Genomic DNA, 16557 nt, shown 5'->3' with positions numbered 1-16557 from the left:
CGGCTTAAAACAGCAGAGATGACGACGTGTCGAACGCTGCCCGACGGCGTTTTTCCGCGCTCATCTGTTCGAGTTTGTCGCGATCCACGCAGACCAGCGCGTGCGTCGGACAGGCTTCCATGCAGGCCGGGCCGGCTTCGCGGTGGTAGCAGAGGTCGCATTTATTGGCTTCGGCCTTCTCCGCTCGCACGCTCAGCCCCGCGCCGCTGTTGCGCACCACCGGGCGAACGACCACTTCCATCGCGCCATACGGACAGGCCACCACACAGGTTTTGCAGCCGATACAGCGCTCCTGCATCACGTGTACAAATCCTTTTTCGCGTTTGATTGCCCCGTTAGGGCAGACGTTGGCGCACGGCGCGTCTTCACACTGGCGGCAGATCGCCGCCGTTGAGATATCCACGCCTTTGATAACGTGAATGCGCGGCAGGAAAGATTCCGGGGTCAGGGAGGCACAATCCTGATCCGCCTGGTGGGACACCACGCAGGCGACTTCACAGGTTCGGCAACCAATGCACTTACTGGCATCGGCCATCATAAAACGGTTCATCTACTACTCCAGCATATCAGTCATGCGCGAAGCTATTCACAAACCGTGCCAATTATTAACCTGTTGATTTATATATAAATGAACAACGAAAGCGGCACCGTCATCGTCACTTCTGACGATGACGGCTGTCGACGTCAGCGATGCGGACCGTCAGTGACGGAGTCGCGCAGGATCAGCTCGCCGGAGAAGGTTTGCTGAGAGGTGAACTCCCCGCCATCCAGCATGAAGATTAAGCGACTGATGGTCTCTTTGATCATCTCCGTCACCGGAATGCGCACGCTGGAGAGCGACGGCACGGTGTATGGCGCAATGGCGACATCGTCGAACCCAATCACCGACACCGCCTCCGGCGCGGCGATTCCGCTGTCATGAAGCTGTTTCAGGGCACCTATCGCCATATCGTCATTGCTCGCCACCAGCGCCGTAAAACGCTCGCCGCGGGATAACAGCCCGGCGACGGCCGCCGAACCGCTTGCCGGGGTCCACTTCCCTTCTGCTATCAGTTCTTCGCGCAGGGCAATGCCGTGCTGCGCCAGCGCGGCTTTGTAACCTGACAGACGCTCAACCCCGGTCGGGGAATCCAGCGAGCCGGTGATAAACGCAATCTCCCGGTGCCCTTTCGCAATCAGCTGCGACACCGCCTCCTGAGAGGAGGATTTATGATCGGACCAGACGCTGTGGCTGCTGTTTTTGCGCAGACGGCGGTTCAGCACCATAATCGGCTGCTCGCATTTCTCAACGATCTCGTCCATCTCCTCCACGCTGAGAAAACGCGGATAGATAATCACCGCGTCGCAGCGCATATCCAGCAGATACTGGATCGCCTCGCGCTCCTCTTCGGCGCTGTGCTTGCCGTCCGCCAGGATCAGCTGCCGCCCTTTCTCTTCGGTCATGCGCGCGGCGTGGAACAGCAGTTCGCTAAAGTAGACGCCGTGATACAGGGTGTTGGTCACCACCAGCCCCAGCGTCTGGGTGCGCCTGGTCGCCAGGTTGCGCGCCAGCAAATTCGGGCGATAGCCGCTTTCGTCGATGGCCTGAAACACCCGGTCTTTGGTCTCCTGGCTGACGTAGCCATTGCCCGACAGCACCCTGGAAACCGTCGCTTTCGAAACGCCTGCCCGTTTCGCCACTTCCAGCATCGTGGTCATCGTGTTCTTCCCTCTCAATCTGATGGTTCGCAGTGTACTGCACCGCATAAAAATTGTCGCAGCGGCAGCATCACGCTTTTTTCCGCGCCGGGTGATCGTCGTCACGAAACGAAAAAATGGACAAAAAGCGATCTTGTTTCATCAGGAAAAACTCATGATGATTATGTGAAACCGGTTTCCTACACGACTCACAACGATAACAGGAACACATCCGATGGCCAAAAACTATGCCGCGCTGGCAAACGACGTGATCAGCGCGCTCGGCGGTAAAGATAACATCGTCGCCGTCACCCACTGCATGACGCGTCTGCGCTTTGTTCTGAAAGACGAAAGCCTTACCGACGCCACGCGTCTGAAAAGCATCAGCGGCGTGCTCGGCGTGGTGCGCAGCGATAACCAGTGCCAGGTGATTATTGGCAACACCGTTTCTCAGGCCTACCGCGAAGTGGTCAGCCTGTTACCCACCGACCTCCAGCCTGCCGTGCCGGAAGGTCCGCAAAAAATGACCTTGCGGCGGATAGGCGCAGGGATCCTTGACGCGCTGATCGGCACCATGTCACCGCTGATCCCGGCGATCATCGGCGGCTCGATGGTCAAGCTGCTGGCGATGATCCTCGAGATGACCGGCGTGCTGGAGAAAGGCGCGCCGACCCTGACCATCCTGACCGTCATCGGCGACGGGGCGTTCTTCTTCCTGCCGCTGATGGTTGCGGCTTCGGCGGCGGTGAAATTCAAAACCAATATGTCGCTCGCCATCGCTATTGCGGGCGTGCTGGTACACCCGAGCTTTATCGAGCTGATGGCGAAAGCGGCGCAGGGCGAGCATGTAGAATTTGCCTTAATTCCGGTCACGGCGGTGAAATATACCTACACCGTGATCCCGGCGCTGGTCATGACCTGGTGCCTGTCGTATATCGAACGCTGGGTGGATCGCATCACGCCGGCGGTGACAAAAAACTTCCTGAAGCCGATGCTGATCGTGCTGATTGCCGCCCCGCTCGCCATTGTGCTGATTGGGCCGCTGGGGATCTGGATCGGCAGCGCCATCTCCGCGCTGGTGTACACCATTCACGGCTATCTGGGCTGGCTGTCGGTCGCCATCATGGGCGCGCTGTGGCCGCTGCTGGTGATGACCGGTATGCACCGCGTGTTTACGCCAACCATCATCCAGACCATTGCCGAAACGGGCAAAGAAGGGATGGTGATGCCCTCAGAAATCGGCGCCAACCTGTCGCTTGGCGGCTCGTCGCTGGCGGTGGCGTGGAAAACTAAAAACCCGGAGCTGCGCCAGACGGCGCTGGCGGCCGCGGCCTCTGCCATCATGGCGGGGATCTCTGAGCCGGCCCTGTACGGCGTAGCGGTGCGGCTGAAGCGTCCGCTGATTGCGAGCCTGATCAGCGGCTTTATCTGCGGCGCGGTGGCCGGTGTGGCAGGCCTTGCCAGCCACTCGATGGCAGCGCCGGGGCTGTTTACCAGCGTCCAGTTCTTCGACCCGGCGAACCCGATGACCATCATCTGGGTATTCGGCGTGATGGGGCTGGCGGTAGTGCTGTCGTTTGTTCTGACCCTGATATTAGGTTTTGAAGATATCCCGGTTGAAGACGACGCCGAAAAGGCACGCGCCCTGCAAACCGCCCCGGTTCAGGCCAACGCAGCACGAGCATAATTGTATAGCGAGGTAGAAATGTCGGTTTTTCCACAAGGATTTTTATGGGGCGGCGCGCTTGCCGCCAACCAGAGTGAAGGCGCGTACCGCGAGGGCGGCAAAGGGCTGACCACGGTCGATATGATCCCCCACGGTGCGAACCGTCTGGCGGTGAAACTCGGGAAGGAAAAACGTTTTTCATTGAGGGACGACGAGTTTTACCCGAGCCACGAGGCGATTGATTTTTACCACCGCTATAAAGAGGACATCGCCCTGATGGCGGAGATGGGCTTCACGGTGTTCCGCACCTCAATTGCCTGGAGCCGCCTCTATCCGAACGGTGACGAGCCGCTGCCGAACCAGGAGGGCATCGCCTTCTACCGCGCGGTATTCGAGAAGTGCAAAAAGTACAACATCGAGCCGCTGGTGACCCTGTGCCACTTCGACGTGCCGATGCATCTGGTCACCGAATACGGCTCGTGGCGCAACCGCAGGATGGTCGATTTCTTCGCCCGCTACGCGCGGACCTGCTTCGAAGCGTTTAACGGCCTGGTGAAATACTGGCTGACCTTCAACGAAATCAACATCATGCTACACAGCCCGTTCTCCGGCGCGGGGCTGGTGTTCGAGGAGGGTGAGAACGAGGACCAGGTGAAATACCAGGCCGCGCATCACGAGCTGGTGGCGAGCGCGCTGGCGACCAAAATCGCCCACGAGGTTAACCCTGAAAACCAGGTCGGCTGTATGCTGGCGGGCGGTAATTTCTACCCTTACTCCTGCAAGCCGGAAGACGTGTGGATGGCGCTGGAGAAAGATCGCGAGAACCTGTTCTTTATCGACGTGCAGGCGCGCGGCCGCTATCCGGCCTACTCTGCCCGTGTGTTCCGCGAGAAAGGGGTGGTGATTGTTAAAGACCCCGGCGACGACGAACTGCTGACAAACACCGTTGATTTTGTCTCGTTCAGCTATTACGCCTCTCGCTGTGCGTCGGCGGACATGAACGCGAACAATACCAATGCGGCGAACATCGTGAAGTCGTTACGTAACCCGCACATTGAGGTGAGCGAGTGGGGTTGGGGGATTGACCCGCTGGGCCTGCGCATCACCATGAACATGATGTACGACCGCTATCAGAAGCCGCTGTTCCTGGTGGAAAACGGCCTCGGCGCGAAGGACGAAATCGACGCCAACGGCGAGATCAACGACGACTACCGCATCAGCTACCTGCGCGAGCACATCCGCGCGATGGGCGACGCGATCGAGGACGGCGTGCCGCTGATGGGGTACACCACCTGGGGCTGTATCGACCTGGTGGCCGCCTCGACGGGCGAGATGAGCAAGCGCTACGGGTTTGTCTACGTGGATCGCGATGATGCCGGTAACGGCACGCTGGAGCGGACGCGCAAGAAATCGTTCGGGTGGTATAAGAAGGTGATTGCGAGCAACGGGGGGGATTTGGCGTAGCCTGTTGCCCTCACCCCAGCCCTCTCCCACAGGGAGAGGGAGATGGGTTTTGTAGGCCGGGTAAGGCGAAGCCGTCACCCGGCACTGCTCAGAGTGGAGCAAAACCCCCATCCCCCACCCACTCCGCAAGGCGGGAGTAAACATCCTCCACCGCCGCTTTCACCGGTGGCGTCATCGGGTAATAAAACCCAACGATGTCCGGCTGAATACCCAAAAACAGCACCTCGCCCACGTCGTCTTTAATCTGATCGACCAGGTAGTTCAACGGCATATTGTGGGTGGTCATCATAAACATCCCGGCGATGTCGTCCGGGTCAATCAGGCGGATCTCGCCGGGGTTAAGCCCCATATCGGTAGCATCGACGATTAACAGCTTTTCAGGGCGCAGTTCGCGAATGGCAACCACGTCGTTTTCCGGGGCGCTGCCGCCGTCAATCACCACCCAGTTGCCCTGCGGGTTTGCGGCACACATCTCTGCCAGCAGCGGGCCGGCACCGTCGTCGCCCATCATGCTGTTGCCCACACACAGTAAAACGTCAGCCACGTAATCTCCTCACCATCAGGTAGATGGCGCTCTCCTGATGAATGTCGTGCAGCATGCTAAGCAGCGTTTTGCTCCATGCCTGCTGCGCCGGGGTTTGCTGGCGCAGCGCGGCGTCAAAGGCGTTGGCGAGCATCGCAATGTGGTTGGCGTCGATGACGATCTCGCCGTACTTCGGTACCCCCTCCATTTTACGCCGCGCCGCGCTGCCCTCCTCCAGCGTGCCTATCCACGCCAGATACTCCGCCCACGGGCAGCTCAGCGCTGCCTCCAGGCAGTCGATGACGCCAAGGTGGTGCCCAATCGCCAGGCTGTAATAGACCACCTGCTGCGCCGCATCCGGCGTGGCGTCGTTCTCATCAATAAACTTACGGCTCAGCTGGCTGAACACCACCGTTTCACTCATCGGATACGCGCCTCATCAACGATCTGGTTCAGGTTCGCCACGATCTCATTAAGACGTGGATCGTTTTCCGCCTCCAGCCAGCGCGCAACCTGATGGTCACCCTGCCCCAGCAGACGCAGATAGTCATCGGCAATCTGGCGGCCATAGCGATACCCCGCCAGCCTGCGCGCGGTGCGGTCAACCTTCACGCGCAGCGGCTGCACCATATCCGGATGCAAAATGGTCGCAGGCTGGCTATCACGCTCGCCGGGTTCGCGGGCGTGGATTTTCTGCTCCAGCAGGCCGAGCGCCATCGCAAAGCCGTACAGCGTGGCGGCAGGCGTCGGCGGGCAGCCTGGAATATAGACATCCACCGGTACAATTTTATCGGTCCCCCCCCAGACGCAGTACAGGTCGTGGAAGATGCCGCCGCTGTTGCCGCAGGCCCCGTAGGAGATGCAGATTTTGGGATCCGGCGCGGACTGCCAGGCGCGCAGCGCAGGGGATCGCATTGCGCGGGTGACGGCCCCGGTAAACAGCAGGATGTCCGCATGGCGCGGAGACGGCACCACTTTTATCCCGAAGCGTTCAGCGTCAAACAGCGGCGACAGCGTGGCGAAGATCTCAATCTCGCAGCCGTTGCAGCCGCCGCAGTCCACGCGGTAGACGTAGGCCGAACGTTTGATTTTTTTCAGCAGCGACGCCTTCATGCTGGCGATGGATTCGTCCACCGTCATCGGCACCGGAATGCCGTTGTCGTCGCGCGGGCCGAGTAAACTTTCCATCAGCTGGCCTCTCTCATGTGACGGGTTAAATCGATGCGGTCAGACGGCAGCAGGCATTTCTGACGCTTACATTCCGGGCAGGTTTCAAAGCCTTCGCGGTGGTGTTCCGCGCGGACATCGCCATTGTGTTTCAGCAACGCAATGGCGTAGTCGATCTCTTTTTGTACGGCAAACGGACGCTTACAGACGCGGCAGTTGCACAGCGCAAAGCGCGACTGCTGCAGGAAGTCCTCTTTTTTCCACACCGCCAGTTCGTACTCCTGGGAAAGACGAATGGCCGCCGTCGGGCAGACCTCCTCGCAGCGGCCACAGAAGATGCAGCGTCCCAGGTTAAACTGCCAGGCCAGCTCGCCGCTTTTCAGGTCGGTTTCCACCGTCAGCGCATTCGACGGGCAGGCATTGACGCAGGCCGCACAGCCGATGCACTGCTGCGGGTTATGCTCCGGCTTGCCGCGAAAGTTTTTGTCGACCGGCAGCGGCTCCAGCGGATAGCGGCTGGTCTGCGTGCCGGTTTTGATCACTTTTTTGATAAAGGTAAACATGGCGAGTCCTTATTTCAGCGGCGAGTTCTTACGCTCGATGCTGTAGCGCTCAAGCTCTTTGTACGGCACCACCTGGCTTTTCTTCTTGCGCACGTCCACCACGGTCATGCGGTCGGTGCAGGAGTAGCACGGATCGAGGCTGCCAATGATCAGCGGCGCGTCGGAGACCGTATTCCCGCGCAGCATGTAGCGCAGGGTTGGCCAGTTGGCGTAGGTCGCCGCACGGCAGCGCCAGCGGTATAGCTTCTGGTTGTCGCCGGTCATGCTCCAGTGGATATCGTCCCCGCGCGGGGCTTCGGCAAAGCCGAGGGCAAAGCGGTTTGGAATATAGGTGAAGCCTTCCACCATCAGCGGGCCGCCCGGCAGGTTATCGAGACCGAAGTCGATCATGTTCAGCGCGGTGAATACCTCGTTGATACGCACTTTGAGACGGGAGATAACGTCGCAGCCCTGCTCGCTGTGCACCTCCATCGGTAGCAGGCCATAGCCAACAAACGGGTGGTCGGCGCGGGTGTCGCGGGCGTGGCCGCTGGCGCGCACCATCGGGCCGACGTTGCTGAAGTCGCGGGCAATTTGCGGATCAAGACGACCAATGCCAACGGTGCGCTGCTCGATGTTTGGCGTGCTGAGCAGCATATCCACCAGCTCCTGCACGTCGCGACGCATCTGCTGTGCCAGTTGCCGGGTCTGGATCATGTCATCTTTCAGCAGGTCACGGCGGATCCCACCGATCAGGTTCAGGCCGTAGGTTTTACGCGCCCCGGTGAGAATTTCAGCCATCTTCATCGACGCTTCACGCACGCGGAAGAACTGCATGAACCCGGAGTCGAAACCGACAAAGTGGCAGGCCAGGCCAAGGTTCAGCAGGTGCGAGTGCAGACGCTCCACCTCCAGCAGGATGGCGCGGATCATCTGCGCGCGCTCCGGCACCACGATCCCCATCCCGTTCTCCACCGAGGTGGTGTAGGCGGTGCTGTGGGCGAAGCCGCAGATGCCGCACACGCGGTCGGAGAGGAACGTCACTTCGTTGTAGCCCATGCGGGTTTCCGCCAGTTTTTCCATGCCGCGATGGACGTAAAACAGGCGGTAGTCGGCGTCGATAATGTTCTCGCCGTCAACAAACAGGCGGAAATGGCCGGGTTCGTCAGAGGTCACGTGCAGAGGGCCGATCGGCACCACGTTGTTCTTTTTACTGCCCAGCTCGTTGATAAACTCGTAGGTCTCGCTGTCAGTGGTCGGCGCGGGGCGCTGGCGGTAGTCCATGCTGTCTTTGCGCAGTGGATAGAGTTCGTCCGGCCAGTCGTCCGGCAGCACCAGACGGCGCTCGTCAGGCAGCCCCACCGGCACCAGACCGTACATATCACGCACTTCGCGCTCGCCCCAGACCGCGGCGGGCACGCGCGGCGTGACCGACGGGTACTCCGGCTTGTTCGGATCAACCTCGACGCGCACGGTGAGCCAGCACTTCTCACCCTGCTCCATCGACATCACGTAGTACACCGCGTAGTTGCCGCACAGCTGGCGCTCGTCGTTACCGAACAGTACCGAGAGCCAGCCGCCCTGCTGGTAATAGAGAAACTCCACCACTTCCGGCAGATAATTCACCTTGACGGTGACGGTAATCTGGTCTTTGGTCTGCCAGGACTCCTCCAGCACCACGCTGGGAAAAGCCTGATGCAACGCGGCGAGATACTGCTGACCTTTCTTTTCTTCAGACATAAATACTCTCTTAAATCACGCCACCAGCAAGGAGACGAAAGCTAAAAATGCAAAACCAAAACCGGCCCACGTGATACGCGACGTCGCCGCAAAGCGCAGGCGCGCCATGCTGTTTTCAAACAGGGCAATCACCAGCACGCCAACCAGCAGTTTGAACGCCGCAATCACCACGGCCAGCACCAGGCCGCCAGCGGTGAAATGCGTCATCTGCCCCCACGGGAAGAAGACGCCAACGAACATCTGCAGCACCACCAGTTGCTTAAGGCTGATGCCCCACTTCAGTACCGCAAAGCCGTAGCCGCTGTATTCGGTGAGCGGCCCCTCCTGCAGTTCCTGCTCCGCTTCCGCGAGGTCAAAAGGCAGTTTGCCCATCTCAATAAAGGTGGCGAACGCGCAGGCGCAGAGCGCCAGGACCAGCGGAATGGTGCGGGCAACCGGCCAGTGATAAACGGTATCGGTGATAAAGCTGATGTGGGTTGAGCCGGCGACCTGTGCGGCGACCCACAGCCCGAGCAGCAGGATCGGCTCGACCAGTACCCCGAGCATGGCTTCACGGCTGGCACCGATACCGGTAAAAGGGCTACCGGTGTCGAGGCCCGCAATCGCGAAGAAAAAGCGCGCGATGGCAAAGAGGTAGATCAGGGTGATCAGATCGCCCAGCGCCGGCAGCGGCGACCCCACGGTCACCACCGGCAGCGCGGTCGCGATGGTCAGCATCACGCCCACCATCACAAAGGGCGTCAGGCGGAACACCCAGCCTGCGGCGTCCGGGGCCACGCTTTGACGCGCAAGCAGTTTGAACAGATCGCGGTACTCCTGCAGCACGCCAGGCCCGCGACGGTTGTGCATCCGGGCGCGCGCCACGCGGCTTATCCCGGAGAGCAAAGGCGCGACGGCGAATAACACCAGCGCCTGAAGTATTGCCAGAAACAGACTCATGTCAGGCTCCTCGTGAAATCACAATCACTACCAGCACCGCCAGCTCGATAACCGCCAGTCGGCGGAACAGCGCGGGCGCGGCGGCGCTCTGCCAGCCGGGCACCCGTCCTGCCGGGTTTAGCCAGTGGCGCAGCTTCAGCACGGCGGAAAAGTTTTCTTTCACCGGCATGGCAAAACCGTGCGCGGTGATCACCATCGACTGCTCATGCTCATAGCCGCAGGCCCAGGCTGCGCCGCGCGCGCGGGAACCAAGGCGGTCACGCCTGAAGAACAGCATCAGCACAAACGGCAGCAGCGGAGAGGCAATCAGCAGCAGCGCGATCATCGGTTGGGAAACTCCGGTGTGCGCCGTCGCAAGCGGCAACGGAATAACGCTTCCCAGCAGCGGGATCAGCCACGGGGCAGCGACCCCGCCCGCAATACAGCACAGCGCGAGGGCAACGACGCTTATCGTCATCAGCACGGGCGCAGCGCGGGCGGTTTCCGCTTCACGCGTGCGCGGCGCACCGAGGAAGGTGACGCCGTAGACTTTCGCCATACACATCACCGCCAGCGCGCCGGTGATCGCCAGCCCAACGGCCAGCAGCGGCCCCAGCAACCGTGCGATAAACGCCTCGCTCTGACCGAGCGCGAAGAAGGACTGATAAATCACCCACTCTCCGGCAAAACCGTTCAGCGGCGGCAGCGCGGCCATCGCCATCAGCCCCACCAGCATGGCGAGCGAAATGACCGGCATTTTTTTACCGATCCCACCGAGCTTTTCAATATCGCGATGACCGGTGCGGAACCAGACGCTGCCCGCCCCGAGGAACAGGGTGCTTTTAAACAGGCTGTGGTTGATAAGATGGTAGAGCCCGCCGATAAACCCGGCGGCAATCAGCGCCGGTTGGCTGAGCGCCAGCCCGGTGACGCCCGCGCCAAGGCCGAGCAGGATAATGCCGATGTTTTCCAGGGTGTGGTACGCCAGCAGACGCTGAATATTGTGCTCCATCAGCGCGTAAAGCCCGCCGACGAACGCGGTGATCATCCCGGCTAACAGCAGCACCACGCCCCACCACAGCGGCGGTTGGCCGCTCGTCAGCGTCAGCGTCAGAATGCCGAACAGACCAACCTTCATCACCACCGTCGAGAACAGCGCGGCAGCGGGCGCAGAGGCGTTGGCATGCGCCTGCGGCACCCAGCCGTGCAGCGGGATAATGCCCGCCAGCAGACCAAAGCCCACCACGCCCAGCAGCCAGACGTCGTTGCCCAGCGTCTGGCCGTCGAGCGCAGCGAAGTCCAGCGAGCCAAAACGCTGCCACACTAGCCAGCAGGCCAGCGCCAGCAGCAGCGTACCGAGGCGGCCCAGCGCGAACCACAGCTTGCCGGAGGCGGTGCAGCCCGTCAGGAACACGCCGCACAGGGCCATGATTTCCGCCATCATCACCAGCGCCCCAAGGTTACTGGCGGTAACCGCACAGACCGCCGTCGCCATCAGCAGATTCACCAGCAGCCCGTTGGCGCTGGCGGTCGGATGGCGGTGCCAGTCAATATTAAACACGCTGATAAACAGCCCGCACAGGCCGAACGTGATAAGCCAGATCGCGTTCAGCGGCGTGACCTGCACCGCGTGATGGACAAACGGCATCATCGTGTGAACGCGCCCGCCGCCGAGCAGCACCACGCCGCCCGCGCCCAGCGTCAGCACGCTGCCAACGGCCCCGCCGATACCGGCAATCCAGCCGCTGAACGCTGTAGAGAAGGAGAAGATCGTCGCCAGTACGGCCGCAGCAGCAAAGACCGCTACGCCGGTGTTCATCATCGTCACGGCGTTCATTGTGCCCCCTCGTTAAATGCCTGCAGCAGAGAAAGATCGCCCACGTCGGTGTTGATGGTCAGCTCGCGTTTACGCCTGCTGGTGCGGGCGATGTCGCGGATGTTGACCAGAATCAGCGCGTTGGTCGGACAGGTGCGTACGCAGGCCGGGCCTTGCTCATCAAAGCTGCACAGGTCGCACTTCACCGCGACGGCGCGCACGCCGGGCACCCAGTCCAGCAGCGTGCTTACGCGTGCCGGCGCGGGAGGCGCAGGCGGCGCTTTGGGCGAGTTGGCATTCGCCGGGATATGCAGCGGGCGGCTGCCGGAAAACTCAATCGCGCCGAACGGGCAGGCGATGCCGCACAGCTTGCAGCTCACGCACAGGCTTTCGTTCAGCTGCACGGCCCCCTCAACGCGGGTAATGGCGTTGACCGGGCAGACGCCCGCGCACGGGGCATCTTCACAGTGGTGGCAGAGCTGCGGGGCAGACTCTTTTTCATTACGCATGACGCGCAGGCGCGGCATGGACTGCAGCCCATGCAGGCGGTGCGTTTCCGAACACGCCGCTTCACAGGTTCGACAGCCAATACAGACCGTCGAGTCAGCAATTACAAAACGGTTCACCGGGCAATCCTCTGGTGATGGTCATTTTTGACGAAAAGATGTCTTCTCGACACTTCTCGACACTCGGGGATCAGGCAACGTGCGTTGACGTCGTTGCCGCCACCAGCTGTTTCAGGTTGACCGGCAGGTCATGTTCAACCGCTGCGTACAGGCCGTTGTATACCGGCTCGATTTTTTCCAGATAGTGCTCCAGCACCTGCTGGCGATCGCGGTTGGAGACGTGACCATCGATCATGCCGTCGGACATCAGCTGCGCCTGTGCAATCCGTTGTTTTTCACCCGCTTTTGTTTCGACGTAATACTCAATGGTGTGGCTGTTAAAGGTGTTCGCCAGGGTGACGAAAATCGTGAAATGGCCGAAGAGGACAAAGCGCATATCCCCCTGCGCCGCACAGCTCATGGCGTGGTGAAGACGGGCTTTCGACAGGGTAATGCCCTGAATCAGAGAGTTGCAGTACTGGTGCCATTGCTCCTGCAGCTGCTGATGACGCCGTGCGATGTAATCGGCTTTTTCGCTGATTTCCCAAATAGTCATAAAACGCATCCGGTTAGTGAAGATTTCGGCTATTAAGCAGATTCCATGCCAGTTTTTAATGTATTGATTTACATAGGCTTTAATCTGGGCAGCCCTGTCACATCGTCGGTGTCGACGTGTCATTTCGACAGCGTTGACATCGTCACCCCTTAAGGGAAATCAAGCTGGCACTGTTATTGCATTACAGGGTCAATTCATTGAGGAGGCGTCATGCACGAAATCACCCTCTGCCAGCGGGCTCTGGAACTTATCGAACAGCAGGCAGTACACAACCACGCCAAACGCGTGACGGGCGTCTGGCTGAAAGTCGGCGCATTTTCCTGCGTCGAAACCAGTGCCCTCACCTTCTGCTTTGAACTGGTGTGTCGCGGCACGCTGGCGGAAGGCTGCGAACTTCACATTGAGGAGCAGCAGGCGGAGTGCTGGTGCGAGCAGTGCCAGCAGTACGTCACCCTGCTGTCATCAAAGGTTCAGCGCTGCCCGCTCTGCCAGTGTGCGGGGCTGCGCATCGTGGCGGATGACGGCATGCAGATCCAACGCCTCGAAATTGAGAAGGAGTAAAGTATGTGCAGTACCTGCGGTTGCGCTGAAGGCAACCTGTATATTGAAGGGGATGAACACCGTCCCCACTCCGCGTTTCGCTCAGCCCCCTTTTCCCCTGCGCCGCGCCCGGCGGCGGCATTCACCGGAGTCACCTTCACGCCGAAACGGTCCGTTGAGGGCGATTTGCACTACGGACACGGCGCAGCCGGCACCCATGCTCCGGGCATCAGCCAGCGCCAGATGCTGGAGGTGGAGATCAACGTGCTCGACAAAAATAACCAGCTCGCAGCCCGCAACCGCGCCCGCTTTGATGCGCGTAACCAGCTGGTGCTGAATCTGGTCTCCAGCCCCGGCTCCGGCAAAACCACGCTGCTTACCGAAACCCTCAAACGCCTGAATGCGCGCGTATCCTGTGCGGTAATAGAGGGCGATCAGCAGACGGTGAATGACGCGGCGCGCATTCGTGAAACCGGCACGCCCGCCATTCAGGTTAATACCGGTAAAGGCTGCCACCTTGATGCGCAGATGATTGCCGACGCCGCGCCGCGTCTGCCGCTGGCGGATAACGGCATTCTGTTTATCGAGAACGTCGGAAACCTGGTCTGCCCGGCGAGCTTCGACCTGGGCGAGCGGCATAAGGTGGCCGTGCTCTCCGTCACCGAAGGGGAGGACAAACCGCTGAAATATCCGCATATGTTTGCCGCCGCCTCGCTGATGCTGCTGAACAAAGTGGATTTACTGCCTTACCTCAACTTCGACGTGGAGAAATGCCTGGCCTGTGCCCGGGAAGTGAATCCGGATATTGAGATCCTGCTGGTCTCCGCCACGCGCGGCGAGGGCATGGAACACTGGCTGAACTGGCTGGAGCGTGAACGATGTGCATAGGCGTACCCGGACAAATTCACGCCATTGACGGCAATCAGGCCAAAGTGGACGTGTGCGGTATTCTGCGCGATGTCGACCTGACGCTGGTGGGCAGCACCGATGACACCGGCGCATCACGGCTTGGTCAGTGGGTGCTGGTTCACGTTGGCTTTGCGATGAGCGTGATTAACGAAGCGGAGGCCCGGGATACGCTCGACGCGCTGCAAAACATGTTTGACGTGGAGCCGGATGTGGGCGCACTGCTGTACGGTGAGGAACGGTAATCTATGCGTTACGTTGATGAATACCGTGCCCCTGAACAGGTGATGCAGCTGATTGACCATCTGCAATCCCGCGCATTATTGCTTGAGTACACCGCCGAAAAACCGTTACGCATCATGGAAGTCTGCGGTGGACACACCCACGCTATCTTTAAGTTTGGCCTTGACCAGCTGCTGCCGAAAAACATCGAATTCATTCACGGCCCCGGCTGCCCGGTGTGCGTGTTGCCGATGGGGCGTATCGACAGCTGCCTTGAGATTGCCCACCATCCGGAGGTGATCTTCTGCACCTTCGGCGATGCGATGCGCGTGCCGGGCAAAAATGGCTCGCTGCTGCAGGCCAGAGCGCGCGGCGCGGATATCCGCATCGTTTACTCACCGATGGATGCACTGAAGCTGGCGGCCGACAATCCGACGCGAAAAGTGGTCTTTTTTGGGCTGGGTTTTGAAACCACTATGCCCGCAACGGCCATCACACTCCAGCAGGCGAAAGCCCGCAACATCGGCAATTTTTACGTTTTCTGTCAGCACATCACGCTCATTCCCACCCTTCGCAGCCTGCTTGAAGAGCCGGACAACGGTATTGATGCTTTTCTCGCGCCGGGCCATGTCAGCATGGTGATCGGTACTGAGGCGTATGGTTTTATCGCCGGGGAGTACCATCGCCCATTAGTGGTAGCTGGTTTCGAACCACTTGATCTACTACAAGGCGTGACCATGCTGGTTGAGCAGAAAATAGCGGCTCTGAGCGTCGTCGAAAATCAGTATCGCCGCGTGGTGCCGGACGAGGGGAATGTGCATGCGCAGCAGGCCATTCGCGAGGTGTTCAGGGTGGAAGGCAACAGCGAATGGCGCGGGCTGGGGCTGATTGCCGAATCCGGCGTACACCTGACGCCGCCGTATCGTTCCTTCGATGCCGAGGCGCATTTCCGCCCGCAGCCACAGCAGGTGTGCGACGATCCTGACGCCCGCTGCGGCGAGGTGCTCACCGGCAAATGCAAACCTCATCAGTGCCCGTTATTTGGCAGCACCTGTAACCCGCAAACCGCATTCGGTGCGCTGATGGTCTCCTCCGAAGGGGCCTGCGCCGCGTGGTATCAGTATCGCAATCAGGAGAGTGAAGCATGAAGACCGTCGAAATGGCGCACGGCAGCGGCGGACAGGCGATGCAGCAGCTCATCAATCAGCTGTTTATGGACGCCTTTAACAACCCCTGGCTGGCCGAGCAGGAGGATCAGGCGCGCATTGCGCTCTCCACGCTTACCGCCCAGGGCGACAGGCTGGCGTTCTCCACCGACAGCTATGTCATCGATCCACTGTTCTTCCCCGGCGGAGATATCGGCAAGCTGGCTGTCTGCGGTACCGCCAATGATGTGGCCGTCAGCGGCGCGGTGCCACGCTACCTCTCCTGCGGATTTATCCTCGAAGAGGGGCTGCCGATGGAGACGCTCAAAACGGTTGTCGCCAGCATGGCGCAGGCCGCGCGCGAGGCGGGGATCGCTATCGTCACCGGCGATACCAAGGTCGTGCAGCGCGGCGCGGCGGATAAACTGTTCATCAATACGGCAGGAATGGGGGCGATCCCGGCGGATATTCACTGGGGCGCACAGCAGCTTGCCGTGGGCGACGTGCTGTTAGTCACCGGCACGCTGGGCTGCCACGGGGCGACTATCCTTAACCTGCGCGAAGGTCTGGGGCTGGACGGTGAGCTTCGCAGCGACTGCGCGGTGCTGACGCCCCTTATCCAGACGCTGCGCACAATACCTGGGGTGAAAGCCCTGCGCGACGCCACCCGGGGCGGCGTTAATGCCGTGATGCACGAGTTCGCCGCACGCTGCGGCTGTGGAATTGAACTGAACGAGCGCAGCCTGCCCGTTAAGCCTGCCGTGCGCGGGCTTTGCGAGCTGCTGGGGCTCGATCCGCTAAACTTTGCCAATGAAGGCAAGCTGGCGATTGGCGTTGAACGCCAGGCTGCCGACGCGGTACTGGCAGAACTGCGCGCCCATCCTTTAGGGAAAGGGGCCGCCATTATTGGTGAAGTGGTTGAACGCAAAGGGGTGCGTTTGACCGGGCTTTACGGCGTGAAGCGCACGCTGGATCTGCCGCACGCCGAACCGTTACCCCGAATTTGCTAGAACCGCGCCATAAGCGGTCAGCGCTGACGTTCTCTTTTTTGCCAGTTTCTATTGGAAAGC

Annotated in this window: 18 protein-coding genes; 7 read left to right on the top strand and 11 right to left on the bottom strand. The window is 60.4% G+C overall.

The annotated features are described in order from the left end of the window. Nucleotides 1-4: 4 nt before the first annotated feature. Together hydN and ACWKX3_RS19020 are read right to left on the bottom strand one after the other, a co-directional pair. Nucleotides 5-550: an electron transport protein HydN gene (gene hydN / locus ACWKX3_RS19025; RefSeq protein ID WP_006178177.1), complete on the bottom strand. Its 546-nt coding sequence runs from the start codon at nt 548-550 to the stop codon at nt 5-7. 134 nt (nt 551-684) lie between these two features. Continuing rightward, nucleotides 685-1698 (bottom strand): LacI family DNA-binding transcriptional regulator, encoded by a 1014-nt coding sequence (locus tag ACWKX3_RS19020; RefSeq protein ID WP_006178178.1) that lies wholly within the window; start codon nt 1696-1698, stop codon nt 685-687. Nucleotides 1699-1912: 214 nt separating this feature from the next. Here ACWKX3_RS19020 and ascF point away from each other — a divergent pair, with 214 nt between their 5' ends. Beyond that, a complete protein-coding gene (gene ascF, locus ACWKX3_RS19015) occupies nt 1913-3364 on the top strand; it encodes a PTS cellobiose/arbutin/salicin transporter subunit IIBC (RefSeq protein WP_454542220.1) in 1452 nt (483 codons plus the stop codon). Nucleotides 3365-3382: 18 nt separating this feature from the next. Further along, entirely contained in the window at nt 3383-4807 is a 1425-nt protein-coding gene (locus ACWKX3_RS19010) for a 6-phospho-beta-glucosidase (protein ID WP_454542219.1), read from the top strand. Nucleotides 4808-4895: 88 nt separating this feature from the next. On the opposite strand, the gene hycI is transcribed toward ACWKX3_RS19010, so the two are convergent. The 9 genes from hycI to hycA all read right to left on the bottom strand — a co-directional run bounded on the left by hycI (nt 4896) and on the right by hycA (nt 12674). Further along, nucleotides 4896-5351, bottom strand: coding sequence for a hydrogenase maturation peptidase HycI (gene hycI / locus ACWKX3_RS19005; RefSeq protein ID WP_058608505.1), 456 nt, complete (start codon nt 5349-5351; stop codon nt 4896-4898). Further along, nucleotides 5344-5754 carry a formate hydrogenlyase maturation HycH family protein gene (locus tag ACWKX3_RS19000; RefSeq protein WP_058608506.1) on the bottom strand — a complete coding sequence of 137 codons (411 nt, stop codon included), beginning with the start codon at nt 5752-5754 and terminating at the stop codon, nt 5344-5346. Before ACWKX3_RS19000 ends, hycI begins: the two co-directional genes overlap by 8 nt. Beyond that, nucleotides 5751-6518 carry an NADH-quinone oxidoreductase subunit B family protein gene (locus ACWKX3_RS18995; protein ID WP_137272776.1) on the bottom strand — a complete coding sequence of 256 codons (768 nt, stop codon included), beginning with the start codon at nt 6516-6518 and terminating at the stop codon, nt 5751-5753. The genes ACWKX3_RS19000 and ACWKX3_RS18995 overlap by 4 nt, the downstream gene beginning before the upstream one ends. Then, complete coding sequence (locus ACWKX3_RS18990; protein ID WP_058608507.1) at nt 6518-7060, bottom strand: formate hydrogenlyase complex iron-sulfur subunit; 543 nt, start codon at nt 7058-7060, stop codon at nt 6518-6520. Before ACWKX3_RS18990 ends, ACWKX3_RS18995 begins: the two co-directional genes overlap by 1 nt. Nucleotides 7061-7069: 9 nt before the next feature. Further along, entirely contained in the window at nt 7070-8779 is a 1710-nt protein-coding gene (gene hycE / locus ACWKX3_RS18985; protein ID WP_454542218.1) for a formate hydrogenlyase subunit HycE, read from the bottom strand. 15 nt (nt 8780-8794) lie between these two features. Next, nucleotides 8795-9718, bottom strand: coding sequence for a respiratory chain complex I subunit 1 family protein (locus ACWKX3_RS18980; RefSeq protein WP_058608509.1), 924 nt, complete (start codon nt 9716-9718; stop codon nt 8795-8797). A gap of 1 nt (nt 9719) precedes the next feature. After that, nucleotides 9720-11534 (bottom strand): formate hydrogenlyase subunit 3, encoded by a 1815-nt coding sequence (gene hycC, locus ACWKX3_RS18975; protein ID WP_454542217.1) that lies wholly within the window; start codon nt 11532-11534, stop codon nt 9720-9722. Continuing rightward, the gene (locus ACWKX3_RS18970) at nt 11531-12139 is read right to left on the bottom strand and encodes a 4Fe-4S dicluster domain-containing protein (RefSeq protein WP_006178192.1); all 609 of its coding nucleotides are present in this window, start codon (nt 12137-12139) and stop codon (nt 11531-11533) included. Before ACWKX3_RS18970 ends, hycC begins: the two co-directional genes overlap by 4 nt. Nucleotides 12140-12209: 70 nt before the next feature. Continuing rightward, nucleotides 12210-12674: a formate hydrogenlyase regulator HycA gene (gene hycA, locus ACWKX3_RS18965; RefSeq protein WP_042322282.1), complete on the bottom strand. Its 465-nt coding sequence runs from the start codon at nt 12672-12674 to the stop codon at nt 12210-12212. 210 nt (nt 12675-12884) lie between these two features. On the opposite strand from hycA, the gene hypA reads away from it, so the two are divergent. The 5 genes from hypA to hypE are packed head-to-tail and all read left to right on the top strand — an operon-like array spanning nt 12885 to nt 16497. After that, a complete protein-coding gene (gene hypA, locus ACWKX3_RS18960) occupies nt 12885-13235 on the top strand; it encodes a hydrogenase maturation nickel metallochaperone HypA (protein ID WP_006178194.1) in 351 nt (116 codons plus the stop codon). 3 nt (nt 13236-13238) lie between these two features. After that, entirely contained in the window at nt 13239-14102 is an 864-nt protein-coding gene (gene hypB / locus ACWKX3_RS18955) for a hydrogenase nickel incorporation protein HypB (RefSeq protein ID WP_088208646.1), read from the top strand. Next, nucleotides 14093-14365, top strand: coding sequence for a HypC/HybG/HupF family hydrogenase formation chaperone (locus ACWKX3_RS18950; RefSeq protein WP_088208645.1), 273 nt, complete (start codon nt 14093-14095; stop codon nt 14363-14365). The genes hypB and ACWKX3_RS18950 overlap by 10 nt, the downstream gene beginning before the upstream one ends. 3 nt (nt 14366-14368) lie before the next feature. Beyond that, complete coding sequence (gene hypD, locus ACWKX3_RS18945; protein ID WP_088208644.1) at nt 14369-15490, top strand: hydrogenase formation protein HypD; 1122 nt, start codon at nt 14369-14371, stop codon at nt 15488-15490. After that, a complete protein-coding gene (gene hypE / locus ACWKX3_RS18940; RefSeq protein ID WP_454542216.1) occupies nt 15487-16497 on the top strand; it encodes a hydrogenase expression/formation protein HypE in 1011 nt (336 codons plus the stop codon). Before hypD ends, hypE begins: the two co-directional genes overlap by 4 nt. The last annotated feature ends 60 nt before the right edge of the window (nt 16498-16557 follow it).

This window comes from Enterobacter sp. UPMP2052, from assembly GCF_053709675.1.
The sequence above is the reverse complement of the archived record's forward strand: the minus strand, read 5'-3'. Positions and strand labels throughout refer to the sequence as shown.